Source organism: Streptomyces physcomitrii, from assembly GCF_012273655.1.
GTDB lineage: Bacteria > Actinomycetota > Actinomycetes > Streptomycetales > Streptomycetaceae > Streptomyces > Streptomyces physcomitrii.
Window position 1 is genome coordinate 1 of record NZ_JAAWWP010000035.1, and the last position, 25,090, is coordinate 25,090.

At 73.5% G+C, this 25,090-nt stretch carries 20 protein-coding genes and 1 pseudogene; 13 read left to right on the forward strand and 8 right to left on the reverse strand.

Translation table 11 applies throughout. From position 1 onward, the window contains the following. The 4 genes and pseudogenes from HFV08_RS30135 to HFV08_RS30150 form a co-directional block, all read left to right on the forward strand. Positions 1–218 (forward strand): annotated as a pseudogene (locus HFV08_RS30135) (flavodoxin-dependent (E)-4-hydroxy-3-methylbut-2-enyl-diphosphate synthase); the annotation flags it as partial. 108 nt (positions 219–326) lie between these two features. Next, positions 327–1,175 carry a GNAT family N-acetyltransferase gene (locus HFV08_RS30140; RefSeq protein ID WP_168543745.1) on the forward strand — a complete coding sequence of 283 codons (849 nt, stop codon included), beginning with the start codon at positions 327–329 and terminating at the stop codon, positions 1,173–1,175. Between the two features lie 75 nt (positions 1,176–1,250). Then, positions 1,251–1,814 carry a GNAT family N-acetyltransferase gene (locus HFV08_RS30145; protein ID WP_168543746.1) on the forward strand — a complete coding sequence of 188 codons (564 nt, stop codon included), beginning with the start codon at positions 1,251–1,253 and terminating at the stop codon, positions 1,812–1,814. 108 nt (positions 1,815–1,922) lie between these two features. Continuing rightward, positions 1,923–3,614 carry a proline--tRNA ligase gene (locus tag HFV08_RS30150; RefSeq protein WP_168543747.1) on the forward strand — a complete coding sequence of 564 codons (1,692 nt, stop codon included), beginning with the start codon at positions 1,923–1,925 and terminating at the stop codon, positions 3,612–3,614. A 332-nt stretch (positions 3,615–3,946) separates the two neighbouring features. Here HFV08_RS30150 and HFV08_RS30155 read toward each other — a convergent pair whose 3' ends face one another. Genes HFV08_RS30155 through HFV08_RS30165 form a run of 3 tightly spaced genes read right to left on the reverse strand, consistent with a single transcriptional unit; the run spans position 3,947 to position 6,131 of the window. Continuing rightward, a complete protein-coding gene (locus HFV08_RS30155) occupies positions 3,947–4,867 on the reverse strand; it encodes an aminoglycoside phosphotransferase family protein (RefSeq protein WP_168543748.1) in 921 nt (306 codons plus the stop codon). Positions 4,868–4,906: 39 nt separating this feature from the next. Continuing rightward, positions 4,907–5,512 carry a DUF4439 domain-containing protein gene (locus tag HFV08_RS30160; protein WP_168543749.1) on the reverse strand — a complete coding sequence of 202 codons (606 nt, stop codon included), beginning with the start codon at positions 5,510–5,512 and terminating at the stop codon, positions 4,907–4,909. Positions 5,513–5,570: 58 nt separating this feature from the next. After that, a complete protein-coding gene (locus HFV08_RS30165) occupies positions 5,571–6,131 on the reverse strand; it encodes a hypothetical protein (protein ID WP_312885890.1) in 561 nt (186 codons plus the stop codon). Positions 6,132–6,357: 226 nt separating this feature from the next. On the opposite strand from HFV08_RS30165, the gene rimP reads away from it, so the two are divergent. The 9 genes from rimP to HFV08_RS30210 all read left to right on the forward strand — a co-directional run bounded on the left by rimP (position 6,358) and on the right by HFV08_RS30210 (position 18,722). Further along, positions 6,358–6,888 carry a ribosome maturation factor RimP gene (gene rimP / locus HFV08_RS30170; RefSeq protein WP_168543750.1) on the forward strand — a complete coding sequence of 177 codons (531 nt, stop codon included), beginning with the start codon at positions 6,358–6,360 and terminating at the stop codon, positions 6,886–6,888. 2 nt (positions 6,889–6,890) lie between these two features. Beyond that, complete coding sequence (gene nusA, locus HFV08_RS30175; RefSeq protein WP_168543751.1) at positions 6,891–7,892, forward strand: transcription termination factor NusA; 1,002 nt, start codon at positions 6,891–6,893, stop codon at positions 7,890–7,892. Positions 7,893–8,023: 131 nt separating this feature from the next. Next, on the forward strand, positions 8,024–8,323 hold the full coding sequence (locus tag HFV08_RS30180) for a YlxR family protein (RefSeq protein ID WP_168543752.1): 300 nt from the start codon (positions 8,024–8,026) through the stop codon (positions 8,321–8,323). A 161-nt stretch (positions 8,324–8,484) separates the two neighbouring features. Further along, complete coding sequence (gene infB / locus HFV08_RS32445; protein WP_168543753.1) at positions 8,485–11,604, forward strand: translation initiation factor IF-2; 3,120 nt, start codon at positions 8,485–8,487, stop codon at positions 11,602–11,604. A gap of 211 nt (positions 11,605–11,815) precedes the next feature. Next, positions 11,816–12,109 (forward strand): DUF503 domain-containing protein, encoded by a 294-nt coding sequence (locus HFV08_RS30190; protein WP_040247645.1) that lies wholly within the window; start codon positions 11,816–11,818, stop codon positions 12,107–12,109. A 78-nt stretch (positions 12,110–12,187) separates the two neighbouring features. Further along, entirely contained in the window at positions 12,188–12,676 is a 489-nt protein-coding gene (rbfA, locus tag HFV08_RS30195) for a 30S ribosome-binding factor RbfA (RefSeq protein ID WP_168543754.1), read from the forward strand. Beyond that, complete coding sequence (truB, locus tag HFV08_RS30200) at positions 12,673–13,581, forward strand: tRNA pseudouridine(55) synthase TruB (protein ID WP_168543755.1); 909 nt, start codon at positions 12,673–12,675, stop codon at positions 13,579–13,581. Before rbfA ends, truB begins: the two co-directional genes overlap by 4 nt. Positions 13,582–13,766: 185 nt before the next feature. Next, entirely contained in the window at positions 13,767–17,531 is a 3,765-nt protein-coding gene (locus tag HFV08_RS30205; RefSeq protein WP_168543756.1) for a trypsin-like peptidase domain-containing protein, read from the forward strand. A gap of 231 nt (positions 17,532–17,762) precedes the next feature. Then, positions 17,763–18,722, forward strand: a complete 960-nt coding sequence (locus tag HFV08_RS30210) for a bifunctional riboflavin kinase/FAD synthetase (RefSeq protein ID WP_078844773.1) — start codon at positions 17,763–17,765, stop codon at positions 18,720–18,722. 24 nt (positions 18,723–18,746) lie between these two features. On the opposite strand, the gene HFV08_RS30215 is transcribed toward HFV08_RS30210, so the two are convergent. From HFV08_RS30215 to HFV08_RS30235, 5 genes are all read right to left on the reverse strand, one after another. Beyond that, positions 18,747–19,757 carry an ABC transporter ATP-binding protein gene (locus HFV08_RS30215; protein WP_168543757.1) on the reverse strand — a complete coding sequence of 337 codons (1,011 nt, stop codon included), beginning with the start codon at positions 19,755–19,757 and terminating at the stop codon, positions 18,747–18,749. Beyond that, on the reverse strand, positions 19,754–20,746 hold the full coding sequence (locus HFV08_RS30220; RefSeq protein WP_040247629.1) for an ABC transporter ATP-binding protein: 993 nt from the start codon (positions 20,744–20,746) through the stop codon (positions 19,754–19,756). The genes HFV08_RS30215 and HFV08_RS30220 overlap by 4 nt, the downstream gene beginning before the upstream one ends. Then, entirely contained in the window at positions 20,743–21,717 is a 975-nt protein-coding gene (locus tag HFV08_RS30225; RefSeq protein WP_168543758.1) for an ABC transporter permease, read from the reverse strand. Before HFV08_RS30225 ends, HFV08_RS30220 begins: the two co-directional genes overlap by 4 nt. Continuing rightward, positions 21,714–22,790 (reverse strand): ABC transporter permease, encoded by a 1,077-nt coding sequence (locus HFV08_RS30230; protein WP_168543759.1) that lies wholly within the window; start codon positions 22,788–22,790, stop codon positions 21,714–21,716. Before HFV08_RS30230 ends, HFV08_RS30225 begins: the two co-directional genes overlap by 4 nt. 68 nt (positions 22,791–22,858) lie before the next feature. Next, positions 22,859–24,736: an ABC transporter substrate-binding protein gene (locus tag HFV08_RS30235; RefSeq protein WP_168543760.1), complete on the reverse strand. Its 1,878-nt coding sequence runs from the start codon at positions 24,734–24,736 to the stop codon at positions 22,859–22,861. Positions 24,737–25,090 lie beyond the last annotated feature (354 nt).

Below are 25,090 nucleotides of genomic sequence, written 5' to 3' on the forward strand. Positions count from 1 at the left end.
TGGGGTGTGTGGTCAACGGTCCCGGTGAGGCGCGGGAGGCGGATCTCGGGGTGGCCTCGGGCAACGGCAAGGGGCAGATCTTCGTGAAGGGCGAGGTCATCGCGACCGTCCCGGAGTCGAAGATCGTGGAGACCTTGATCGAGGAGGCCATGAAGATCGCCGAGCAGATGGAAGCCGAGGGCATCCCCTCCGGCGAACCCGAGATCTCCGTCAGCTGACCCGCCCCGGGCGGTGGCCCCGGGCCGCCCGCCGATCGGGCGGCACCGGGGTTTTCCGGCGGGTACAGTGCCAAGACCAGCAACCGTATTGGTGAGGCCGCTCCGCACGTGTTGACGCAGACCGCCACCCGGGTCCTCGACCCGGGCGACCTCGACGCCGCCCTCGCGATACTCGACCGCGAGCCGGTGGCCAACGCCTTCGTGGCGTCCCGGGTGCATGTCGCGGGCCTCGACCCCTGGCGCCTCGGCGGCGAGATGTGGGGCTGGTACGAGGACGGCATGCTGGTCTCGCTGTGCTACGCGGGCGCCAACCTGGTCCCCATCTGCGCCACCCCCCAGGCCGTGCGCGCCTTCGCCGACCGGGCCCGCAGGGCCGGCCGCCGCTGCTCCTCGATCGTCGGCCCCGCCGAGCCCACCGCCCTGCTGTGGAAGCACCTCGAACCCCACTGGGGACCGGCCCGCGAGGTCCGCGCCCACCAGCCCCTGATGGTCACCGACCGGCTGCCCACCGAGGCCGAGCCCGATCCGTACGTCCGGCGCATCCGCAAGGACGAGATGGAGACGATCATGCCCGCCTGCGTGGCCATGTTCACCGAGGAGGTCGGCGTCTCCCCGCTGGCCGGGGACGGCGGACTGCTCTACCAGGCCCGGGTCGCCGAACTCGTGGCCGCCGGACGCTCCTTCGCCCGGATCGACGAGGACGGCCAGGTCCTCTTCAAGGCCGAGATCGGCGCCGCCACCCCGGGGGCCTGCCAGATCCAGGGCGTGTGGGTGGCCCCCGAACACCGCGGCAAGGGCCTCGCCGCCCCCGGCATGGCCGCCGTGCTGCGCTACGCCCTCGCCGAGGTCTCCCCGGTGGTCAGCCTCTATGTCAACGACTTCAACGAGGCCGCCCGCGCCACCTACCGCAGGACCGGCTTCCAGGAGACCGGCTCCTTCATGAGCGTGCTCTTCTGACCCGGCCCCCGCAGGTACCCCCGACCCCGGCGAAACCCCTGCTGGCCAGGGTTTTGGCGGGGTAGTCTCCCCGGCATGCTGCGCATCTGCACACCCGGACGGCCCTCCGACATCCTCATCGGACCGCTGGACCTCGCCGCCCGCGTGGACGAGGCGCTCGCGGTCCAGGCCGAGGCCTTCGGGCTCGGCCCGGAAGAGGTCAACGTGCGGCGCCAGATCGTGCTGCGCCACCTCACCTTCCCCGGCGCCCGCGCCCTCGGCGCCACCACCGAGGACGGCACCCTGGTCGGCTTCGTCTACGGGATGCCCAACGACCGCCTGCACTGGTGGTCCACCGTCGTCGAGCCCCACCTCAGCACCCAGGGCCACCAGGGCTGGCTCGACCACTCCTTCGTCATCACCGAGCTGCACGTCCACCCCGGCCACCAGAAGCGGGGCGCCGGACGTGCGCTGATCACCCGGATCACCGACACCGCGGACGAACCCCGCTCGATCCTCTCCGCCATCGACGTCGAGAGCCCGGCCCGCGCCCTGTACCGCTCCCTCGGCTACCAGGACCTCGCCCGGCGGGTGCACTTCCCGAGCGCGCCCCGGCCGTACGCGGTGATGGGCGCGCCGCTGCCGCTGCGCAGGCCCTGAGGCGCGAGGGCGGGCCACCGGGCGTACCGCGGGCGGGTTATGGATTTCCACCGGCCCCCGCCGCCCGGCTAACCTCTCGCCATCACCCTTTCGTAGCAGGAGATCACCATGGCCCAGGTCCAGCGCATGTCCCAGTTGATGATCAAGACGCTGCGCGACGACCCGGCGGACGCCGAGACGCTGAGCCACAAGCTGCTGGTCCGCGCGGGCTATGTGCGCCGGACCTCCGCCGGCATCTGGAGCTGGCTGCCGCTCGGCAAGCGGGTCCTGGACAACATCTCCCGCATCGTGCGCGAGGAGATGGACGCCATCGGCGCCCAGGAGGTGCTGCTCCCGGCCCTGCTGCCCAAGGAGCCCTACCAGGAGTCCGGCCGCTGGGAGGAGTACGGCGACCTGCTCTTCCGCCTCCAGGACCGCAAGGGCGCCGACTATCTGCTCGGCCCCACCCACGAGGAGATCTTCACCCTCGTGGTCAAGGACCAGTGCACGTCCTACAAGGACCTGCCGGTGATGCTCTACCAGATCCAGACCAAGTACCGCGACGAGGCCCGCCCCCGCTCCGGGGTGCTGCGCGGCCGCGAGTTCCAGATGAAGGACTCGTACTCCTTCGACGTCAGCGACGAGGGGCTCGAGGAGTCCTACCGCCTGCACCGCGAGGCCTACCAGAAGATCTTCGCCCGCCTCGGCCTCGACTACCGCATCGTCTCCGCGGTCTCCGGCGCGATGGGCGGCTCCGCCTCCGAGGAGTTCCTCGCCCCCGCGGCCGCCGGCGAGGACACCTTCGCGGACTGCCCGCACTGCGACTACGCCGCCAACACCGAGGCCGTCACCTTCGCGCTCACCCCGGCCGAGGGCGAGCACGGCGCGGTCGAGGAGCTGGACACCCCGGACACCCCGACCATCGAGACGCTCGCCGAGCACCTCGGGGTGCCCGCCGCGGCGACCCTGAAGAACCTCCTGGTCAAGGTGGACGGGGAGATCGTCGCCGTCGGCGTGCCCGGCAACCGCGAGGTCGACCTCGGCAAGCTCGGCGAGCACCTGGCGCCCGCCGAGGTCGAACTGGTCACCGCCGAGGACTTCGTGGGCCGCGAGGACCTGGTGCGCGGCTATGTCGGACCGCAGGGCCTGGAGAAGGTCCGCTACCTCGCCGACCCGCGCGTCGCCCCCGGCACCGCCTGGATCACCGGTGCCAACAAGGAGGGCAAGCACGCGAAGAACGTCGTCGCGGGCCGGGACTTCGAGGTGGACGAGTACGTAGACGTGGTCGTGGTCGAGGAGGGCGACCCCTGCCCCCAGTGCGGCACCGGCCTCGTCCTCGACCGCGCCATCGAGATCGGCCACATCTTCCAGCTCGGCCGCAAGTACGCCGACACCTTCCAGCTCGACGTCCTCGGCAAGGAGGGCAAGCCGGTCCGGGTCACCATGGGCTCGTACGGCATCGGCGTCTCGCGCGCGGTCGCCGCGCTCGCCGAGCAGAGCGCCGACGGGCAGGGCCTGTGCTGGCCCCGCGAGGTGGCCCCGGCCGAGGTGCACGTGGTCGCCGCGGGCAAGGCGCTGCAGACCGAACTCGCCCTGGAGGTCGGCGAACGGCTCGGCGCGGCCGGGCTGCGCGTCCTGGTCGACGACCGCGCGGGGGTCTCGCCCGGCGTGAAGTTCACCGACGCCGAACTGATCGGCGTGCCCACCATCCTGGTCGCCGGCCGCCGCTCCGCCGAGGGCATCGTCGAGCTCAAGGACCGCCGTACGGGGGAGCGGGAGGAGCTGACGGTGGAGGAGGCTGTGGGGCGGCTTACTGCTTGAGGGGTGGGTACGGGGGCGGGGTGCGTGGGGTGTGGAGTGCCGGGGGGTGTGGAGCGCCGGGGGGTGGGGGGAACGGGGCCGATGACAGGTGACAGCTGACGGATGACAGATAGTGAAATCCGTCATCTGTCATCCGTCACTTGATATCCGTCACCTGTGATCCGCCACCCGTCATCCGCCAACTGCCGGCTGTCACCCGTCGGCTGTCACCCGTCAGTTGCTCCCGCTCTCGCGCCCCCGACCCTCGCGCTCTCGCTCCCGCGCGCCCGACCCTCGCACCCCCGCCCCCGGCACCTCCCCGCCCTCGCACCCCGACTCACAACCACCCCGACTCACAACCACCCCGCGAACTCCATCAGCAACTCGCTGTCCTGCTCCCGCCCCACCCGCCGTGCCCGCACGCCCGACTCCACCGCGCGGAACAGGGTCCAGCCGCGCAGCCGTTCCTGGTCGAGCTCCAGGGACTCGGCGAGCCGCTTGACCCGGCGCCGGGTGGTCGCGGGGCCCGAGGGCGAGGCGATCAGGTCCTCCACCCGGTCGCGGACCAGCCGGGCCAGGTCGAAGGCGCACTCGCCGACCACAGGGTCGGGGCCGACCGCGAGCCAGGGGGAGCGTTCGGCGCCGAGTACCTTGCTCTGCCGGAAGGTGCCGTGCAGCAGGTGCTCCTGCGGCGGGGCGGTGAGCAGCTCCTGCCGGGCGCCCAGCGCGGCGTCCACCAGCGGGGCGAGGTCGGGATCCGCGCGGGCGTCCGCCGCCATGGCCTCGGCCTGCCGCCCGGTGCGCGCGGCCACCGTCTCGAAGCGGTGTCCCTCGGGCGGCGGCACCCACAGGCGGCGCAGGGTGCCCGCCGCCTCCAGCATCGACTTGGCCTCGGGCAGGGTCCGTACCGACACATCGGGGTGCAGCCGCTCCAGGAGCAGGGCGCCGTTCTCCTCGCCGCCGGGACCGTCGTCGAGGAGCCGTACCGCGCCGAGGCCGCCCCAGTGGGCGAGGGCGGCGCGTTCCGCCTCGGGGCGGGCGCGCGGGGGCGCCAGCTTCAGGACCGCGGGGGAGCCGTCGGCCCGGCGGACGAAGACCACCAGGCTGCTGCGGCCGCCCGGCACCTGCACCCGCTCGGCGGTCGACTCCCGTGCGGCGACGGCCTGTTCGGCCAGTGCGGGCAGGCGGTGGAGCCAGTCGGCGATCTCCCCGGCCCCGGAGGCCGGTGTCTCGCCCAGTGCTCTGACGAGGCGCTGCGGCGGTGCGAAAGCCATGCGCGAGTCGTTTCCTTCCCCTGCCGCCGCCCGGCGGTCCTACGTCTGCGGCGCCTGCCCGGCGGTCGCGGTGCCGTCCGACACCTTCTTCGCCGGCCGCTCGGAGAGACCAGGGAAGGCTACGCTCCCGTCCCGCCAGCGCGCTGCCCGCACCGCTGCCTCGCGCAGCGCGCGCGCCGCCTCCTTGCGCTCCTCGCCGGGCACGGCGCGCACCAGGTCCGAGTAGACGGCGGCCACCCGGTCCTCCAGCTCCGCGGCGAGCCGCCGGGCCGCGGCCGCGTCGGTGACCGGGAAGGGCAGCGCGTACCCCGCGGCGGCCGGCCGGGGCGCCGCGCCCAGGTCGCGCACGCTGCGGCGCAGCGCGTCCCGCCGGGCGCGATGGGCCTCGTAGCCCTCGCGGGCCTGCGCCTTGCCGTCCTTGCCGATGCGCCCGCCGACGACGCCGTAGCCGTACACCGCCGCGTGCTCGGCGGCGAGCGCGGCCTGCACGGCGCGCAGCCGGGCCTGCTCGGCCTTGTCGTCCGCGACCGCCCGCGCCCTCCGGTCCGCCGCCCCGGCCCTGCCGTCCGCCGCCTCCGTCCCGCCCGCCGAGGCGCGCTCCGCGATCACCGGCCCTTCGCCCGAGAGCCCGTCACGAGGCGCCATGGGGGTCACCGTCCCTTCGTCAGGAAGAAGTCCGCCGCGCGTCAGGAGGCGCGTGTCGTCAGGAAGCACGTGTCGTCAGGAAGTACGTGTGGACGGCGCCGCAGGCCGCCACCGAGGCGAGCAGCCGGGCGGTCTCGCCGGGGGCGGCGGTCAGCGCGGCCTCCCTGCGTTCGGTGAGGGTCTTCTCGTTCCGGGCGAGGAAGGCGAGCGCGTCCGCCTCCTTCTCCGGTACGCCGGCTTCCGGAGAAGGGGAGCCCATCGCGGCGGACGGGCGCGGGGTCGCGGCCTCGGCGCCCGCCTGCGCGCCGCCGCCGAACGCGGACACATGGCGGGCGACCTCGGTGCGCAGCGGGGTCAGCCGCGCGGTCAGCCGCGGATGGGCGGCGATCACCGCGTCGTACTGGTCGAGGAGGAGGGCGCTGTCGCGTGCCGCGCGGGCGCGGGCGCGCTGGTCGGCGTCGGCCGCGCGGCCCTTCTCGGTACCGGATCCGGTGGAGCAGCCCGCGAGCAGCAGGAGGCCCGTGCCGCCCGCGCAGACGAGGAGGGACCTTCGCCCCGGTCCGGGGCCGGTGGCTGACGGCTGCCCGGGACGGGCGGGTGGCGACTCGGGGTGCGGCACGGCGTACGTCCTCGGGAGTTCGCACAGCGGACTGCTGCTGGTGTGATTGCGTGATCACCGTACCGTCGGATTCGCGCCGCCACCGCCATCGGCTCGTCCATCCGGCGACACCCGCCCGAGCGGCCGAAGCGGCCCGGAGGATGGCCGCGACACCCCCGGCGAACCGATACCCTTGACCGACACGCGACCTTCCCACAACAGCACACGCGGCCGAGGAGTCACCCGGATGAGCACCACCCAGAGCGAGAGGCTGCGGGAACTCCTGGAGCCCCTCGTCACCTCCAAGGACCTGGATCTCGAGGAGATCACGGTGACCCCGGCGGGAAAGCGGCGTGTGCTGCGCATCGTGGTCGACTCCGACGAGGGCGTGCTCCTGGACACCTGCGCCGAGCTGAGCCGTGAGATCTCCGACCGGCTCGACGCGGACGACGCCATGGGACAGGGCGAGTACGTCCTGGAAGTGACCTCCCCCGGAGCCGACCGCCCGCTGACCGAGCACCGGCACTACGCCCGCGCGACCGGGCGCCTGGTGAAGTTCCAGCTGGCCGAGGGCGGCGAGCTGACCGCCCGGATCCTGACGGCGGACCGGGACGGTCTCGACCTGGAGGTGCCCGGCGTCAAGGGCCGCAGGCCCACCGCCCGCCGGCTCGCCTTCGAGGAGATCGCCAAGGCGCGCGTGGAGATCGAGTTCAACCGCAAGAGCAGCAGCGCAGCGGGCGCCACCGGCGCCGGGGACGCAGAGGCAGAGGAGGCGTAGCCGTGGATATCGACATGAGTGCTTTGAGGGGCTTGGTCCGGGAGAAGGAGATCTCCTTCGACCTGCTGGTCGAGGCGATCGAATCGGCCCTCCTGATCGCCTACCACCGGACCGAGGGCAGCCGCCGCCGCGCCCGCGTGGAGCTCGACCGCAGCACCGGGCATGTGACGGTCTGGGCCAAGGAGGAGGACGAGGAGCTCGAAGAGGGCCAGGAGCCCCGCGAGTTCGACGACACCCCCTCCGGCTTCGGCCGCATCGCCGCGACCACCGCCAAGCAGGTCATCCTGCAGCGGCTGCGCGACGCCGAGGACGACGCCACCCTCGGCGAGTACGCAGGCCGGGAGGGCGACATCGTCACCGGCGTGGTGCAGCAGGGCCGCGACCCGAAGAACATCCTGGTCGACATCGGCAAGCTGGAGGCCATCCTGCCCGTGCAGGAGCAGGTCCCCGGCGAGGACTACCAGCACGGCATGCGGCTGCGCTCGTACGTCGTCCGGGTGGCCAAGGGGGTGCGCGGGCCCTCGGTGACGCTCTCGCGGACCCACCCGAACCTGGTGAAGAAGCTCTTCGCGCTGGAGGTGCCGGAGATCGCCGACGGCTCCGTCGAGATCTCCGCCATCGCGCGCGAGGCGGGCCACCGCACCAAGATCGCGGTGCGCTCGGTGCGCTCCGGACTGAACGCCAAGGGCGCCTGCATCGGCCCGATGGGCGGGCGGGTGCGCAATGTCATGGCCGAGCTGAACGGTGAGAAGATCGACATCGTCGACTGGTCCGAGGACCCGGCCGACATGGTGGCCAACGCGCTCTCCCCGGCCCGGGTCTCCAAGGTCGAGATCGTCGACCTCGCGGCGCGTTCCGCCCGGGTGACGGTGCCGGACTACCAGCTGTCCCTCGCCATCGGCAAGGAGGGGCAGAACGCCCGCCTCGCCGCGCGGCTGACCGGCTGGCGCATCGACATCCGGCCGGACACCGAGCAGGCGGCGGCCCCGGAGGACGCCCGGTAATTCCCGGGCGGCAGGGCGCCCCGGCGCCGTATCGTGCCCCCGGATCGCAGAGATCCGGTCATGTTGCCGCAGACACCCGTTCGATTCTTCCCCCGATCGGGTGGGGTCGGTCCCAGGAGGTAGACTTAACGATGTCTGGCCGGACGCACACCCGGGCATGCCCCGAGCGCACCTGTCTGGGGTGCCGGGAGCGAGCGGCCAAGAGCGATCTGCTGCGGATCGTGCTGAGCGGGGAGCAATGCGTCCCCGATCATCGCGGTACGCTGCCCGGCCGGGGCGCGTATGTGCACCCCGCCCCGGTCTGTCTCGACTCGGCGATCCGTCGCCGGGCGTTCCCCCGGGCCTTCAGGGTCAAGGGGCCGCTCGACACCGCGGCCCTCCGCCGGGACATCGAGGACAGCAGCCGCTCGGCCGCCGAAGACGGTGGCTGACCGGCTACACCGCACGACGTGCCGTACGGAATCCCCTGTGCGGTCCGGTACCTCGCGAGTCGGAAGTAGGTCGAGATTGCGATGAGCACTCGATGAGTACGCGATGAGTACGCCCATGAAGTAGCGACGGTCCGGCGTAACCCGGACCTAAAAGGAGCGAAGTGGCTAAGGTCCGGGTATACGAACTCGCCAAGGAGTTCGGCGTGGAGAGCAAGGTCGTCATGGCCAAGCTCCAAGAACTCGGTGAATTCGTCCGTTCGGCGTCCTCGACGATCGAGGCGCCTGTCGTACGCAAACTGACCGACGCATTCGAGCAGGGCAGCGGTTCCGGCAAGTCCGGCAAGCCCGCCCCCCGCAAGACCTCCGCGCCCGCCGCCAAGCGCGCGGACAGCACCCCGACGCCCGCCGCGCCCTCCCCGGCGCAGGCGGCCCGTCCCGCTGCCCCGAAGCCGGCGGCAGCGCCCCAGCCTGCGGCGGCCGAGAAGCCGGCCCCCGGCCCCCGGCCGACGCCGGGTCCCAAGCCGCCCGCGGCGCCCAAGCCCGCGGCAGCCGCACCGGCCGCCTCGGCCGGTGCCCCGGAGTTCACGGCCCCGCCCGCCGCACCGTCCTCCGGTCCCGCGGCAGGTGCCCGTCCGGGCGCCCGCCCCGGTGCGCCGAAGCCCGGTGCCCGTCCGGCCGCTCCCGGCCAGGGCGGCGGTCAGGGCCAGGCGCCCGGCCGCGGTGAGCGTCCCGCCTCCGGCGGTGCCCCGCGTCCCGGTGGCCAGGGTGCCCGTCCGGGCGGCCAGGCCCCGCGTCCCGGCGGTGCCCGCCCCGCGGGTCCCCGTCCGGGCAACAACCCCTTCACCTCCGGCGGATCCACCGGCATGGCGCGCCCCCAGGCGCCCCGTCCCGGCGGTGCGCCGCGTCCCGGCGGCCAGGGTGCTCCCGGCGGAGCCCCCCGCCCGCAGGGCCAGGGCGGTCAGGGTGCGCCCCGTCCGCAGGCCGGCCCCGGTGCCGGTCGTCCGACCCCGGGCGGCATGCCCCGCCCGCAGGCCCCGCGTCCCGGCGCCGGCCCCGGCGGTCCCGGCCGTCCGAACCCCGGCATGATGCCGCAGCGTCCGGCTGCCGGTCCCCGCCCCGGCGGCGGTCCCGGTGGCGGTCGCGGTCCCGGCGGCGGTGGCCGTCCGGGCGGCGGTGGCGGTCGTCCCGGCGGCGGTGGCGGCTTCGCCGGCCGTCCCGGTGGCGGTGGCGGTGCCGGTCGTCCCGGTGGCGGCGGCGGTTTCGCCGGTCGTCCCGGTGGTGGCGGCGGCTTCGGCGGCGGCGGTGGCCGTCCCGGCTTCGGTGGCCGTCCCGGCGGTCCCGGTGGCCGCGGTGGCACGCAGGGCGCCTTCGGCCGTCCCGGCGGTCCGGCGCGTCGTGGCCGCAAGTCGAAGCGGCAGAGGCGCCAGGAGTACGAGGCCATGCAGGCCCCGTCGGTCGGCGGCGTGATGCTGCCCCGCGGCAACGGCGAGACCATTCGCCTGTCGCGCGGTGCCTCGCTCACCGACTTCGCCGAGAAGATCAACGCCAACCCGGCCTCGCTGGTCGCGGTGATGATGAACCTCGGCGAGATGGTCACGGCGACCCAGTCCGTCACGGACGACACGCTGGAGATGCTGGCGTCCGAGATGAACTACACCGTCCAGATCGTCAGCCCCGAGGAGGAGGACCGCGAGCTTCTCGAGTCCTTCGACCTGGAGTTCGGCGAGGACGAGGGCGGCGAGGCCGCGCTGGTCTCCCGTCCGCCGGTGGTGACCGTCATGGGTCACGTCGACCACGGCAAGACCCGCCTGCTCGACGCCATCCGCAAGACCAACGTCATCGCGGGCGAGGCCGGCGGCATCACCCAGCACATCGGTGCCTACCAGGTCACGACCGAGGTCAACGCGGAAGAGCGGAAGATCACCTTCATCGACACCCCGGGTCACGAGGCGTTCACCGCCATGCGTGCCCGCGGTGCCAAGTCGACCGACATCGCGATCCTCGTGGTGGCGGCCAACGACGGTGTGATGCCGCAGACGATCGAGGCCCTGAACCACGCCAAGGCGGCCGAGGTGCCGATCGTGGTCGCGGTCAACAAGATCGACGTCGAGGGCGCCGACCCGACCAAGGTGCGCGGTCAGCTGACCGAGTTCGGCCTGGTGGCCGAGGAGTACGGCGGCGAGACCATGTTCGTCGACATCTCCGCCAAGCAGGGTCTGCACATCGACAGCCTCCTGGAGGCCGTCGTCCTGACCGCGGACGCCTCGCTCGACCTGCGGGCCAACCCGGAGCAGGACGCGCAGGGCATCGCGATCGAGGCCCACCTGGACAAGGGCCGCGGTGCCACCGCGACCGTCCTGGTCCAGCGCGGCACCCTGCGGGTCGGCGAGACCATGGTCGTCGGCGACGCCTACGGCCGTGTCCGCGCCATGCTCGACGACCTCGGCAACAACGTCGACGAGGCCGGTCCGTCCACCCCGGTCCAGGTCCTGGGTCTGACCAACGTCCCGGGCGCCGGCGACAACTTCATCGTCGTCGACGAGGACCGTACGGCCCGTCAGATCGCCGAGAAGCGTGCCGCCCGTGAGCGCAACGCCGCGTTCGCCAAGCGCACCCGCCGGGTGTCCCTGGAGGACCTGGACAAGGTGCTCAAGGCGGGCGAGGTCCAGCAGCTCAACCTCATCATCAAGGGCGACGCCTCCGGTTCGGTCGAGGCCCTGGAGTCCTCGCTGCTCCAGCTGGACGTCGGCGAAGAGGTCGACATCAGGGTCCTGCACCGCGGTGTCGGTGCGGTCACCGAGTCGGACATCGACCTGGCCATGGGCTCCGACGCCATCGTCATCGGCTTCAACGTGCGCGCCGCCGGGCGTGCCACGCAGATGGCCGAGCGCGAGGGCGTGGACGTCCGGTACTACTCGGTCATCTACCAGGCGATCGAGGAGATCGAGGCGGCCCTCAAGGGCATGCTCAAGCCGGAGTACGAGGAGGTCGAGCTCGGCACGGCGGAGATCCGCGAGGTCTTCAAGTCGTCCAAGCTGGGCAACATCGCGGGTGTGCTCATCCGCTCCGGCGAGGTCAAGCGGAACACCAAGGCCCGCCTGGTCCGCGACGGCAAGGTCATCGCGGAGAACCTCAACATCGAGGGCCTGCGCCGCTTCAAGGACGACGTCACCGAGATCCGGGAAGGCTTCGAGGGCGGTATCAACCTCGGAAACTTCAACGACATCAAGGTCGACGACGTCATCGCGACGTACGAGATGCGCGAGAAGCCGCGCGTCTGACGCGGCCGGGCCCACCGCCCGGGACACGGTCCGCCCTCGTGGCGGCCGGGTCCGGGGCGGCGTCCGGGAGCGTGCTGCGTGAAGCGGTCCGGGGCCGGTCGGCGGGGAGGAAACTCCGTCGATCGGCCCCGGCCGCTGCGTGTACGGTTTGGCTGTCCCTGCCGAGGAAGGCAGGGCGCCGATCCCGTACCGGCGGGTCATCCGGGCTTCTATGTATGTGGGGACTCTGTCCTTCGATCTGCTGCTCGGCGACGTACGGTCGCTGAAGGAGAAGCGTTCCGTGGTCCGCCCGATCGTCGCCGAACTCATCCGCAAGTACGCGGTGAGCGCGGCCGAGGTCGACCACATGGATCTGCACCGCAGGGCCGTGATCGGCCTTGCCGCGGTGTCCGGTGACGCCGGACACCTGACCGAGGTACTCGACCGGTGCGAGCGACTTGTCGCGGGGCGCCCGGAGGTGGAACTGCTGTCCGTGCGGCGGCGCTTCCACGGCGAGGACGACTGAACCGGCCGCTCGGCCGGAGACCGGGGCGGGCGCGAGCCACCCGGTCGAAGACCCAGGAAAGAAGAGGGAGACGGACCAGTGGCCGACAACGCGCGGGCGAAGAGGCTGGCGGACCTCATCCGGGAGGTGGTGGCCAACAAGCTCCAGCGGGGCATCAAGGACCCTCGGCTCGGATCGCATGTGACCATCACGGACACCCGGGTGACCGGTGACCTGCGGGAGGCGACCGTCTTCTACACCGTGTACGGGGACGACGAGGAGCGGGCCGCCGCCGCGGCGGGCCTGGAGAGCGCCAAGGGCGTGCTGCGCAGCGAGGTGGGCAAGGCGGCCGGGGTGAAGTTCACCCCGACCCTCGCCTTCGTCGCCGACGCGCTGCCGGACAACGCCCGCACCATCGAGGACCTCCTCGACAAGGCCAGGGCCTCCGACGAGAAGGTCCGCGAGGCCTCCGCCGGAGCCCGGTACGCGGGGGAGGCGGACCCGTACCGCAAGCCCGGCGACGAAGACGCCGAGAACGCCGAGGACGGTGCCGCCACGGACGACGGGGACGGCGACAGCTCTTCATGAGGCAGCAGACCACCAGGACGCCCGACGGCCTTGTCATCGTCGACAAGCCGTCGGGCTTCACCTCGCACGACGTCGTGGCCAAGATGCGGGGCATCGCCCGCACCCGCCGCGTCGGGCACGCGGGCACCCTCGACCCGATGGCGACCGGCGTGCTGGTCCTCGGCGTGGAGCGGGCCACCAAGCTCCTCGGCCACCTCGCGCTGACCGAGAAGGAGTACCTGGGCACCATCAGGCTCGGCCAGGACACCGTCACCGACGACGCCGAGGGGGAGATCACCTCCGCCGCGGACGCCTCCGGGATCACCCGGGACGCGGTGGACGCCGAGGTGGCGAAGCTGACCGGGGAGCTGATGCAGGTCCCGTCCAAGGTCAGCGCCATCAAGATCGACGGCAAGCGCTCCTACAAGCGGGCCCGGGAGGGCGAGGAGTTCGAGATCCCGGCCCGTCCGGTGACCGTCTCCTCCTTCCTCGTCCACGACCTGCGCGAGGCCCGCGCCGAGGACGGCACCCCGGTCACCGACCTCGTCGTCTCGGTGACCTGCTCCTCGGGTACGTACATCCGCGCGCTCGCCCGCGACCTCGGCGCGGCGCTCGGCACCGGCGGGCACCTCACGGCGCTGCGGCGCACCCGGGTCGGGCCCTACCGCCTCGAGGCGGCGCGCACCCTGGACGCCCTCCAGGAGGAGCTGACCGTGATGCCGGTCGCCGAGGCCGCGGCCGCCGCCTTCCCGCGCTGGGACGTCGACGCCCGCCGCGCCGAACTCCTCGGCCACGGTGTCCGGCTGGACATGCCGGAGAGCTACGCGGGCCGCGGACCGGTCGCCGTCTTCGGGCCCGAGGGCCAATTCCTGGTCCTGGTCGAGGAGTTGAAGGGCAAGGCCAAGAGCCTCGCCGTCTTCTCCTGAACCGGTGGCCGCCGCCTGCCCGCCGCGGCGGGCGGCAACCCCGTTGAGCTGCCGGTTCACCCCATCGTGCAGGCGCTCGGAGCGAACCGGGGGAGCGCCGGGGGCGCGTTCGCCCGGATCCCTGTCCCGCTGATCATCCGCCGCCTACCGTCGAGGGCGTCGGGGGCGCACGGCGGGGAGGACATATGGCGGAACGGGACGCGCGGACGGCCGAGGAGAGCGATCTCGGCGGGGCCCTGGTGCGGATCTGCGACCTGGCGGGGCGGGTCCGCGGCATGGGCTTCGCCGCGGACGCCGACGGCACCGTGCTCACCAGCCACGAGGCGGTCGACGGACTGCCCCGGCTGGTGCTGCACGCCCCCGGCGACCGCGTCTGCGTGGTGACACCGGAGGCCGTCACCGAGGTCCCGGGTTCCGACCTCGCCCTCATCCGCACCGAGGGCCTCGACCTGCCCCCGCTCCCGGTGACCGTGCGCGACTCCATCCCCGCGGGCTCCTACGTGCGGATCGCCGCCGAGGGCTGGCGCGAGGCCCGGGTGCTGGGGCGGGCCCCGGTCACCTACACCTCCACCGACCGCTTCCACCTGGTCACCGGCGCCGTCGAACTGGCCGTCGGCACCGAGGGCAGCGACGCGCTCCGGCTCGGCGGGCACGCCGCCGGGGGCCCGGTCCTGGACGCCGCCACCGGCTCGGTGCTCGCCGTCCTCGGCAGCGCCCTGCAGGCCGGGCACGGCGCCGCGGGCTTCGCGGTCACCCCCCGGGACGCGGCCGCGGGCGAACCGGGCGGCCCGATCGCGCGGCTGCTGGCCCGCAACGCGGCCACCGTGCCCGGCTTCGGCGCCGACCTCAACCTCGCGGGCGTCCTCCAGCTGACCGCCACGGCCACCGGCTCGGACGGCCCCCGCCCCTGCCCGCTGCATGTCGAACGCCCCCTGGTGGCACAGGAGTTCCGGGACTTCCTGGCCGGTGACCGGGCCGTCCTCGGCCTGGTCGGCGCCCCCGGCAGCGGACGTACCACCGAGCTGGCCGCCCTCGCCGCGCAACGCGCCGGCGGCAGCAGCCCGGGCCCCACCCTGTGGCTGCGCGGCGCCGATCTGCGCGCCGACGACGAGTCGATCGCGGAGGCGGTCGCCCGCGCGCTGAACCGGGCGGCGCGCATCCTCGCCGCCTCCGCCGCAGCCGCCGCGTCCCCCGCACCCGGCGCGGAGGCCGACCACCCGGACCCCACCGGTACGGACCCCCAGGAGCGCGGCGCCCTCCGGCCCGCGACCGCCCCACGCGGCACCGAACCGACGGGCCCCGCCGCCCCGGGCCGGACGGCACGCACCGGCGCCCCGGGCGGCCGGGAGGACGGCCAGGGCAGAGCGCGGCCCCGCGCCGCCGCCCGGACGCCCGAGGCCGAGCGCGCCCCCGAGGGGCTGAGGGGGCCGACCGGGCACCGACGCGCCTTCGGGGACATCTCGCCGGACCGGGTGGCCCGGCTGGCCCGCGACGCCGGGCGCCCGCTGCTGCTCCTGCTCGACGGCCCCGAGGAGATGCCGGCCGCCCTGGCGCAGCGGCTCGCCGACTGGAGCGCGGCCGGCTCCGGCTGGCTGCGCGACACCGGCGCCCAACTCGTCGTCGCCTGCCGCGCCGAGCACTGGGAGCAGGCCGGTGCGCACTTCCCGGCCCGGCAGCTGTACGGCCGGGGCACCGGGCAACTCCCCGCCTGCGTACGGCTCGGCCCGCTCACCGGGACCGAGGCGAGCCGGCTGCGCGCCCTGCACGGGCTGGACGCCTCGGCCCTCGACCCGGCCGGGGCACGCCATCCGCTCGCCCTGCGGCTGCTCGCCGACGTACGCCGGGCCATGCCGGGACAGGCGCCCGGCAGACCCACCGGCGAGGAGATCCTCGGCGCCCACCTCGACCTGGTCTGCCTGCGGATCGCGGCCCGGCTCGCGCAGCGGCAGCAGCCCACCGGGGGCCGCGCGGTGGCCCGGCTCGCCGCCCGTGTCTCCGGGCAGGTGCACGAGGCCGCCCGCCGGTGCCTGGCCCCCGGGCAGGGCGAGCTGGACCGGGCCGGCTTCGAGGAGCTGTTCCCCTGGTCCACCGGCTGGGCCGCCGCCGTCCTCGCCGAGGGCCTGTTCGTCCCGGCGGGGGAGGGCTACCGCTTCGCCGACGAGGAGGTCGGCGACTGGATCCAGGGCACCCACCTCGACCTGGACGCCGCCCTGCGGGCCCTGGTCCACGCTCGCCGCACCCGGCCGGAGGAGGCCCCCGCGCCCAGGTCCGCCGTACCGCAGCAGCGCAGACGCCGGAGCCAGCGCAGGCGGCCCCCGCAGCCGGAGCCTCCGCTCCCGCTGCCCCGGCACCGGATCGGGCCCGTGGTGCAGGCCATGCTGCTGCTCGGCCGGGAGCGCGGCCCGGCCCGACTCGGCGCCCACCTCGCGGAGTTGATCGAGGCCACCGACGAGTTGACCCAGGTCGGCGAGCACGGCGAGGCGGCGGCGGGCGACGCCGTCTGGTGGTCCGCGCGGCTGCTCGCCGAGGCGCTGACCCGCTCCCCGGACGCCCGCCCCCATCTGAGCGTGCTGCGGATGCTCGCGGGCCGGGTGGTGGTCTGGCGCACCGAGGGCCGCCGGACGCCCGGCGACTTCGGGCCCGATTTCTGGGCCGCTCTCGCGCTGCCCGAGGAGGAGCGCTTCGACCTGCTGCGCCGCCTGGTCGTCGCGGACGGCGCGCCCGGCAGCGACACCCGCTACCTGGACGCCGTCGCCGCCCTGCTGCGCGCCGACCCCGTCTCCCGCCAGCGCAGGCTCACCGACTGGTTCGGCGACGAACGCAAGCTCGCCGCCACCCCCGCGGCCACCGTCGCCGCCGCGGCCCAGGCCCTGCTGCACACCCACCGCGGGCTCGCCCTGGACGAGCTGGTCGAGGCGCTGGTGGACTGCGCCCACGTCCGCGCGGACGAACTGCTCGCCACCCTCGCCCAGGAGGAACCCTCCGCCCTGTGCCGCGCCGTCGACCGCTGGGCGCACGACGAGCGCCCGGCCCGCCAGGTCGCCGCGTCCGCCTACGGCACCCTGGTGGCCCGGCACGCCCGCCTGGACGCCGACCGCGAGCTGCTGCGCCTCGCCGCGCTCGCCCTCCTGGAGCGCGCCGGCGACCGCACCCTGCACGGCAGCGCCCTCGCCCTGCTCGTCCGCGACCCGCTGACCCGCGGCCGGTATCTGCCCGAGGCGCTGCGGCACTTCGCCACCGGCCAGGCCCGGCTGCCCTTCGAGGCCCTGCTGCTCGCGCTGCCCACCGACCCGGAGGCGGTGCTCGCCTCCTGCCGCACCCGGCTGCTGCGCTCCGGCGGCCGGGCGGAGGCCACCGAACTGCTCACCGCGCTCGCCGAGGTGACCTCGCCCGCCTCCTCACGCCGGGTCGCCACCCTCGTCCGGGAGGTGCTGCGGCGCCGCCCCGAGCTGGCGCCCGCGGTCGCCGCCTATCTCGAACAGCGCCTGGAACAGGGCGACTCGGCACGCTCGGTGCTGCTGCCCCTGGTCACCGAGGTGCTCCGGGAGGAGCCCGCCGAGGTGCGGGCCGAGATCGCCGCGACGGCCGGCAGCCACGGCACCGCCGCCTCACGCGCCCTGCGCGCGGAGCTCCTGGAGTTCCTGATCGAGGGCGAGCACGACCCCGAGGTCCTGGTCCGGCTGCTCGGCGCGCTCGCCGAGAGCGCCGAGGACCGCGGCGATCCGGCCACCCGCGAGCTGGTGCACCGTACGGGGCTGCGGATGGCCCGCAGTCCCCAGGGCGCGGCCCGGCTCGACCGGGGGCTGGTGGAGCTGGCCCGCCGGGTGCCCGGTTTCGCCGCCCTGCTCGCCCGGTGGCTCGGCGAGGCCCCGGGCAACTGGTCGCCGCTGCTCGGCCCGGGCGCCCGCCGCACCATCGAGAACCTGGCGGCGGAGCCGGTCGCCGTCTGACCTCCCGGCCGGGGCCTCGCCGCCGTGGCCGGAGGTACCGGACATCGGCTGACACACCGGGCCCATCGCCGCCCGGCGGGGCGCCCGCTACCCGTATCCGCCGCTCGTCCCGTGTGCGGCGCGCCTCACCGCCCCATGCCGATGCGGGCCGTCACCCCTCGGCATGGCACTCTTAGAGCTGCGGAAAGGCAACCGCCACAACCACTGACACGGGTTCGAGGAGAGGTCACAGTGCAGCGCTGGCGTGGCTTGGAGGAGATCCCCGAGGACTGGGGGCGCAGCGTCGTCACCATCGGGTCCTACGACGGGGTGCACCGCGGTCACCAGCTGATCATCGGCCGCGCCGTGGAGCGCGCGCGGGAGCTGGGCGTGCCCTCGGTGGTCGTCACCTTCGACCCGCACCCGAGCGAGGTGGTGCGCCCCGGCAGCCACCCGCCGCTGCTCGCCCCGCACCACCGCCGTGCCGACCTGATGGCCCAGCTGGGCGTGGACGCCCTGCTGATCCTGCCGTTCACCACCGAGTTCTCCCGGCTGTCGGCCGCCGACTTCGTGGTCAAGGTGCTCATCGACCGGCTGCACGCCAAGTGCGTCGTGGAGGGCCCCAACTTCCGCTTCGGGCACAAGGCCGCGGGCAATGTCGACTTCCTGCGCGAACTCGGCGCCACCTACGACTACGAGGTCGAGGTCGTCGACCTCTTCGTCACCGGCGAGGCGGGCGGCGGCAAGCCCTTCTCCTCCACCATGACCCGGCGCCTGGTCGCCGAGGGCGAGGTGGCGGGCGCGGCCGAGATCCTGGGCCGCCCGCACCGCGTGGAGGGAGTGGTGGTCCGCGGCGCCCAGCGCGGCCGGGAACTCGGCTTCCCCACCGCCAATGTCGAGACCCTGCCGCACACCGCGATCCCCGCCGACGGGGTCTACGCGGGCTGGCTCCAGGTCGAGGGCGAGGCGATGCCCGCGGCCATCTCGGTGGGCACCAACCCGCAGTTCGACGGCACCGAGCGCACCGTGGAGGCGTATGCCATCGACCGCGTCGGCCTCGACCTGTACGGGCTGCACGTCGCCGTCGACTTCCTCGCCTTCGTACGCGGCCAGGCCAAGTTCGACTCGATCGGCGCCCTGCTCGAAGCGATCTCCGCCGATGTGCGGCGCTCCCGCGAACTCCTCGCGGGAGCGAGCGCGCCCCGGCACTGACCCCCGGGGCCCTGAGGGGGCGCCTCAGTCCGCCTTCCGCCCCGCGCCCTTCCCGCGGGCCGCGGCCCAGTGGCAGGCGACCTGCTCGGCGCTGCCGCCCGCGAGCACCGGCAGCTCCTCGGTACGGCAGGCTCCCGCCACCCCGGCCCGCTCGGCCTCCCCGCTCGCGAGGATCTGGCAGCGGGCGTGGAAGCGGCAGCCGCCGGGGATCCGGGAGGGGTCCGGCGGCTCCCCGGTGAGCACCACCGGCTCGCCGTCGGCCTCCGGGAGCACCGACAACAGCGCCTGGGTGTACGGGTGCTGAGGGGCCGTCAGGACCTGTTCGACGGCGCCGGTCTCCACGATGCGGCCCAGGTACATCACCGCCACCCGGTCCGCGATGTTCCAGGCGAGACCGAGGTCGTGCGTCACCACCAGTGCGGACAGGCCCAGTTCGTCCCGCAGGCTCAGCAGCAGGGCCAGGATCTCGCCGCGTACCGAGGCGTCCAGGGAGGCCACCGGCTCGTCGGCGACGAGGAGTTCGGGCTCCAGGACCAGCGCCCCGGCGATCACCACGCGCTGGCGCTGACCGCCGGACAGCTCGTGCGGATAACGCAGGAAGAACCGCTCCGGGGGACGCAGGCCCGCCCGGGACAACGCCCCCGCCACGGCGGCCTGTTCGTCGCCCCGGTAGCCGTGGATGCGCAGCCCCTCGGCCACCGCGTCGTACACCGTGTGCCGCGGATTGAGCGAGCCGCTCGGGTCCTGGAGGATCAACTGCACGCGTTTCCGGTAGGACTTGAGCGCGCGCCCCGAGTAGTCCAGGGCCTGCCCGGCGAAGGTGACCTGCCCGCCGGTCGGCGGCACCAGGCCGAGCAGCGAGCGCGCGAGGGTGGTCTTGCCGCAGCCGGACTCGCCGACCAGGGCGACGATCTCGCCGGGTGCGATGTCCAGGTCGACGCCGTCCACGGCGCGCGCCCGGGCCGCCCCGCGCCGCCCGGGGAAGGCGATGTGCAGCCCGGAGGCCGTGAGCAGGGGGCCGGTGGTGGTCGTCATGAACCGCTCCTCGCGTCCTCGGCGGCGCCCACGTGCACGCAGGCCGCCTGCCTGCCGGGTCCCGCGACCCGCAGTTCCTGGTCCTGGCCCGCGCAGACCTCCAGCGCCACCGGGCAGCGGGGGTGGAAGGTGCAGCCGCCGGGCAGCGCCGACGGGTCCGGCGGATCGCCCGGCAGTCCGCGCGGGGCGAACCGCGAGCCCGGGTCCCCGATGCGCGGGAAGGCCGCCGAGAGCGCCTTGCCGTAGGGGTGCTCGGCCGCCTCGTAGACCTCCCGGGCCGGGCCCTCCTCCACGATCCGGCCCGCGTACATCACCGCGAGCCGGTCGCAGGTGTCGGAGAGCACCGCCAGGTCGTGGCTGATCATGATCAGGCCGACGTCCTGCTCGCTGACCAACTGCTCGATCAGGCGCAGGATCTGGGCCTGGATCATCACGTCCAGGGCGGTGGTCGGCTCGTCCGCGATGATCAGCGCCGGATCGCAGGCCAGCGCCATCGCGATCATCACCCGCTGGCGCTGACCGCCGGAGAGCTCGTGCGGATAGGCCTGGGCGCGCGCGCCGGGCAGGCCCACCAGTTCCAGCAGTTCGCGCGCCTTGCGGCGGGCGCCCGCCGGGGTGGCCTGCTTGTGCAGCACGATCGGCTCGGCGATCTGGTCGCCGATCCTGTGCACCGCGTTGAGCGAGTGCATCGCCCCCTGGAAGACGATCGAGGCGCCCGCCCAGCGCACCGCGCGGACCCGGCCCCACTTCATGGCGAGCACGTCCTCGCCGCCGAGCAGCACCTGCCCGGTGGCCTTCGCGCCGGGCGGCAGCAGCCGCAGCAGGGCGAGCGCGAGGGTGGACTTCCCGCAGCCCGACTCGCCCGCGATGCCGAGCTTCTGGCCCGCGGCCAGGCTCAGATCGACCCCGCGGACCGCGGCCGCGCCGCCCGCGTACGTCACCTTCAGGTCCTTGACCTCCAGCAGCTGCCCGCCCTTGGTGAGCGTCATCGGGCCACCCCCAGCCGGGGATTGAGTACGGACTCCACGGCCCGGCCGCAGAGCGTGAAGGCCAGCGCGACCAGGGCGATGGCGAGGCCCGGCGGCACCAGGTACCACCAGTGACCCGAGCTGACCGCACCGGCCTGGCGGGCGTCCTGGAGCAGCCCGCCCCAGGAGGTGAGCGAGGGGTCGCCGAGGCCGAGGAAGGCGAGGGTGGCCTCGGTGAGGATCGCGCTGGAGATGCCGAGCGTGGTCTGCGCGAGCACCAGCGGCATCACATTGGGCAGGACGTGCCGGGACATGATGTGCCGGTGGCCGCCGCCGAGCGCCTTGGCGCGCTCGATGTAGGGCCGGGACTCCACGGCGAGCGTCTGCGCCCGGACAAGGCGCGCGGTGGTCGGCCAGGCCGTCACGCCGATGGCGACGATGACGGTGAGCAGCGAGCGCTCCATCACGGTGGCGAGGGCGACCGCGAAGACCAGCGCCGGCATCACCAGGAACCAGTCGGTGACCCGCATGATGACGGTCGCGTACCAGCCCTTGAAGTGGCCCGCGGTGATGCCCACCAGCGCGCCGATGGCGACCGAGAGTGCCGCCGCGAGCAGGCCCACCAGCAGCGAGACCCGGGAGCCCCAGAGCACGAGACCGAACAGGCTGCGCCCGAACTGGTCGGTGCCGAAGGGGAATTCGGCGCTGGGCTCCTCCATCGGGCGGCCCGGCGCGTCGGTGACGCTCTGCACGTCGGAGCCGACGGTCCAGGGCGCGGTGAGCGCGACGGCCGCGAAGAGCAGCAGCAGACCGAGTCCGGCGAGCCCGGCCCGGTGGCGGCGGTACTCCCGCCAGAAGCGCGCCGCCGACTGCCGCCTGCGCCGCCAGGCGAGCGCCCGCGCGCTGCCGAGGCGGGGCGGGGCGCTCTTCTCCTCCCCGAGCGGGGGCCCCTCGGGGACCCGCTCGTCGGGGGCGGTGGATTCGGTCGTCATCGGGCCACCCTCGGGTCGAGCAGCGGGTACAGGAGGTCGGCGAGGGTGTTCATGATGATCACCGCGGCCGCGAAGAAGAAGAACAGGCCCTGCACCAGCGGCAGATCGGGCACGCTGAGCGCCTGGTAGAAGAGGCCGCCGAGGCCGGGCCAGGAGAACACCGTCTCCACCAGGATGGTCCCGGCGACCACCCGGCCGAGGTTGACGAAGATCAGCGTCACCGTCGGCAGCAGCGCGTTCGGCACCGCGTGCCTGCGGCGCACCAGGTCGTCCCGCAGGCCCTTGGCCCGGGCGGTGGTCAGATAGTCGCTGCCCATCTCGTCGAGCAGCGCCGACCGCGTCACGAGCAGCGTCTGCCCGTACTCCACGGCCACCAGCGTGATCACCGGCAGCACCAGATGGTGCGCCACATCGAGGACGTACGCGAAGCCCTCCTCGTTCCCCGACTCCATGCCGCCGGTCGGGAAGAGGCCGGGCACCGGGCCCATGCCGACGCCGAAGACGATGATCAGGAGCAGGCCGAGCCAGAAGGCCGGCACCGAGAAGAGGAGCAGCGCCAGCCCGGTGTTCGCCCGGTCGCCGAGCCCTCCGCGGCGCCAGGCCGAGCGGGTGCCCAGGAAGACGCCGAGCGCGGTGTAGAGGACGAAGGAGGTCACGGTGAGCAGCAGCGTGTTCGGCAGCGCCTCCATGATCTTGTCGTTCACGGGGGCGCGGAACTGGTACGAGGTGCCCAGGTCCCCGGTGAGCGCCTGGCCGCAGTAGTGCGTGAACTGCTCCCACAGCGGCAGGTCGAGGCCGAACTCCTTGCGGTAGGAGGCCAGTTGCTCGGCGGAGACCTGCCTGCCGCCGGTCATGGTCTTGACCGGGTCGCCCGGGATCAGCCGGAACAGGAAGAAGCTGGTGACGAGGACGGCGAACAGCGAGACGACCGCCCCGCCCAGCTTGCCCGCCACATAACGCAGATACGCGGTGGTGCCGCGCCCGCGGGAGGCGCGGCCCGACGGCCCGGCCTTGACCGGACCGTCGGGCTTCACCTCCCCCACGAGCGCCGAAGTGCTGTCAGCTGCTGCCATACGGTCTTCCTCCGGCGGGCTCTTCGGGCCCCGTGGTTCGCTGGTCCTCGGTGCGGGCGGACGGGTCGCTACTCGCGGTCCTCGGCCGTGGAGCGGCGGCGGACCGCGAAGAAGGCCCCGGCAGCGCCGAGCACCACGACCGCCGCGACGATGCCGATCACGACACCCGTCGAGCTGGAGGAACCGGAGGAGTCGTCGGAGTCCGCGGGGGTCGCCGACCACCAGCTCCAGTAGCCGTCCTGGCCGTAGATGTTCCCGGCCTTCTCCGGCATCGTCGTGATCGACTTGATCTGGTCGGTGCGGTAGGCCTCCACGGCGTTCGGATACGCCATGACGCTCATATAGCCCGTGTCGTAGAGCCGCGACTCCATCTGCTTGACCAGCGTGGCCCGCTTCGCCTCGTCGTACTCGGCGAGCTGCTTGGCGTAGAGCTGGTCGTACTTCTTGTCGCAGATGAAGTTGTCGGTGGCCCCGGTGTCCTTGGGCGTCGCGGGCAGCGCGTCGCAGGTGTGGATGGACAGCACGAAGTCCGGGTCGGGGTTGACCGACCAGCCGTCGAAGGCGAGGTCGTACTCCCCGGCGAGCCAGGGGTCGGTGACGTTGTCCAGGCAGTTCAGCTTGAGGCCGATGCCCAGCTCGCCCCACCACTCCTTGAGGTACTTGCCGACCGCCGCGTCGTTCGGGTCGGTGGCGTGGCACAGCATGCGGTAGTTCAGCGGCTTGCCGTCCTTGCCGACGCGCTTGCCGTCACCGTTCTTCTTGTACCCGGCCTCGTCGAGGAGCCGGCCCGCCGCCTTCGGGTCGTAGGCCCACTCCTGGCTGTCCGAGGGCTCCCAGTAGTACGAGGTGAAGCGGGGCGGGATATAGCCCTTGCCCTCGACCGCGTGGCCCTGGAAGACCTTGTCCACGATGGTCTTGCGGTCCACCCCGAGGAAGAGCGCCTTGCGCACCTTCTGGTCGAGCAGCGAGGGGTGCCCGTTGCCGAACTTCTCGCCGTCCTTGGAGCGGGCGCCCGGGTTGGTGGCGATGGAGTAGAAGCGCCGGCCGGGGGCGTCGTTCACCTTGATGTCGCTCTGGCCCTCAAGCGCCGCCGCCTGGGCGGGAGTCAGGCCCTGGACGAAGGAGACCTCGCCCTTCTTCAGGGCGGCGACGGCGGCGTCCCCGTCCTTGTAGTACTTGAAGACCAGCTCGTCGAACTTGGGCGCGCCCCGCCAGAAGGACTTGTTCGGCTTCAGGCGCACATAGCTGTCGGCCTTGTAGTCGGTGACCACGTACGGACCGTTGCCGACGATCGGGAACTTCTTGTCGTTGTTGAACTTGGAGAAGTCCTCCACCGACTCCCACTCGTGCTTGGGCACGATCGGCACGTCGAGCGCCGCCATCGTCGCCTGCGGCTTCTTCAGCTTGATGACCAGCTCGGTCGCGCTCGGCGCCGTGACCTTCTCGAAGTTCCCGACGAAGCTGCCGTTCGCGGTGGCGGCGCCGTCGTCGGTCATCATCTTGTTGAAGGTCCAGGCCGCGTCCTCGGCGGTGACCTTCTTGCCGTCCGACCACTTCGAGTTGGAGCGGATCGTGTACGTCCAGGTCAGCTTGTCCGGGGAGGGCTTCCAGTCGGTGGCCAGACCCGGGATCGCGTGGTTGTCCTTCGGGTCGTAGTTCGTCAGGTACTCGTACATCAGCCGGTGCACGCTGGTGCTCACCAGGCGGGTGGCGAGGAAGGGGCTCAGCGAGTCGACGCTCTGCGCGACCGCGACCGTCAGCGTCTTCTTTCCGTCGTCCGCGGCTTGCGCCTGCTGCGGGGCGGGGCTGAGCGGAGTGGCCAGGGCGGCCGTGAGACCGAAGGCGGCGGCGCCGGAGGCGGCCAGCATCTTCAGGCGGCCACCGCGTCCGCGCCTCTGAAGCCGGGTCAGAAATCGGGCCGTGCCGTGTGGATCTTGTCTGTCCATGGGTCGTGACCTCGCGTCATCACTCGCGCAGGGTGGCTGGTCGATCATGAGACGCCAGCGGGTTGATGTGTGTGTCTATCAGCGGCAATCGGCAGTCGTCAACGGCGGGTGAACCCCATGTGGCCTGCGGAAATAACGAGTTGACCGGCATTTCACGCCCATTGGACCAGACCGGTGAAAGCTGCCAGGCCAGGACGTGGCGGTGGTCGGCGGGCTGGTGGGAGGCACTGGGCACCGGAGACGGGGCGGACGCGGTGGACTCGGGCTGCCGGACGGGATCTGACGCGGCATCGGCCACGGAGTGTGCCATGCGCGCCGAGGGCCCGCACCGCGAGAACGGTGCGGGCCCTCGTC

Bases quoted from the DNA above. Each gene is read 5' to 3' on its own strand.
- HFV08_RS30220 (WP_040247629.1), bottom strand. From the start codon at position 20,746: ATGACGCTCACCAAGGGCGGGCAGCTGCTGGAGGTCAAGGACCTGAAG.
- rimP (WP_168543750.1), top strand. From the start codon at position 6,358: ATGAGCACCACCCAGAGCGAGAGGCTGCGGGAACTCCTGGAGCCCCTC.
- HFV08_RS30155 (WP_168543748.1), bottom strand. From the start codon at position 4,867: ATGGCTTTCGCACCGCCGCAGCGCCTCGTCAGAGCACTGGGCGAGACA.
- HFV08_RS30160 (WP_168543749.1), bottom strand. From the start codon at position 5,512: ATGGCGCCTCGTGACGGGCTCTCGGGCGAAGGGCCGGTGATCGCGGAG.
- HFV08_RS30180 (WP_168543752.1), top strand. From the start codon at position 8,024: ATGTCTGGCCGGACGCACACCCGGGCATGCCCCGAGCGCACCTGTCTG.
- HFV08_RS30190 (WP_040247645.1), top strand. From the start codon at position 11,816: ATGTATGTGGGGACTCTGTCCTTCGATCTGCTGCTCGGCGACGTACGG.
- HFV08_RS30150 (WP_168543747.1), top strand. From the start codon at position 1,923: ATGGCCCAGGTCCAGCGCATGTCCCAGTTGATGATCAAGACGCTGCGC.
- HFV08_RS30215 (WP_168543757.1), bottom strand. From the start codon at position 19,757: ATGACGACCACCACCGGCCCCCTGCTCACGGCCTCCGGGCTGCACATC.
- HFV08_RS30145 (WP_168543746.1), top strand. From the start codon at position 1,251: ATGCTGCGCATCTGCACACCCGGACGGCCCTCCGACATCCTCATCGGA.
- truB (WP_168543755.1), top strand. From the start codon at position 12,673: ATGAGGCAGCAGACCACCAGGACGCCCGACGGCCTTGTCATCGTCGAC.
- HFV08_RS30235 (WP_168543760.1), bottom strand. From the start codon at position 24,736: ATGGACAGACAAGATCCACACGGCACGGCCCGATTTCTGACCCGGCTT.
- HFV08_RS30205 (WP_168543756.1), top strand. From the start codon at position 13,767: ATGGCGGAACGGGACGCGCGGACGGCCGAGGAGAGCGATCTCGGCGGG.
- HFV08_RS30225 (WP_168543758.1), bottom strand. From the start codon at position 21,717: ATGACGACCGAATCCACCGCCCCCGACGAGCGGGTCCCCGAGGGGCCC.
- HFV08_RS30230 (WP_168543759.1), bottom strand. From the start codon at position 22,790: ATGGCAGCAGCTGACAGCACTTCGGCGCTCGTGGGGGAGGTGAAGCCC.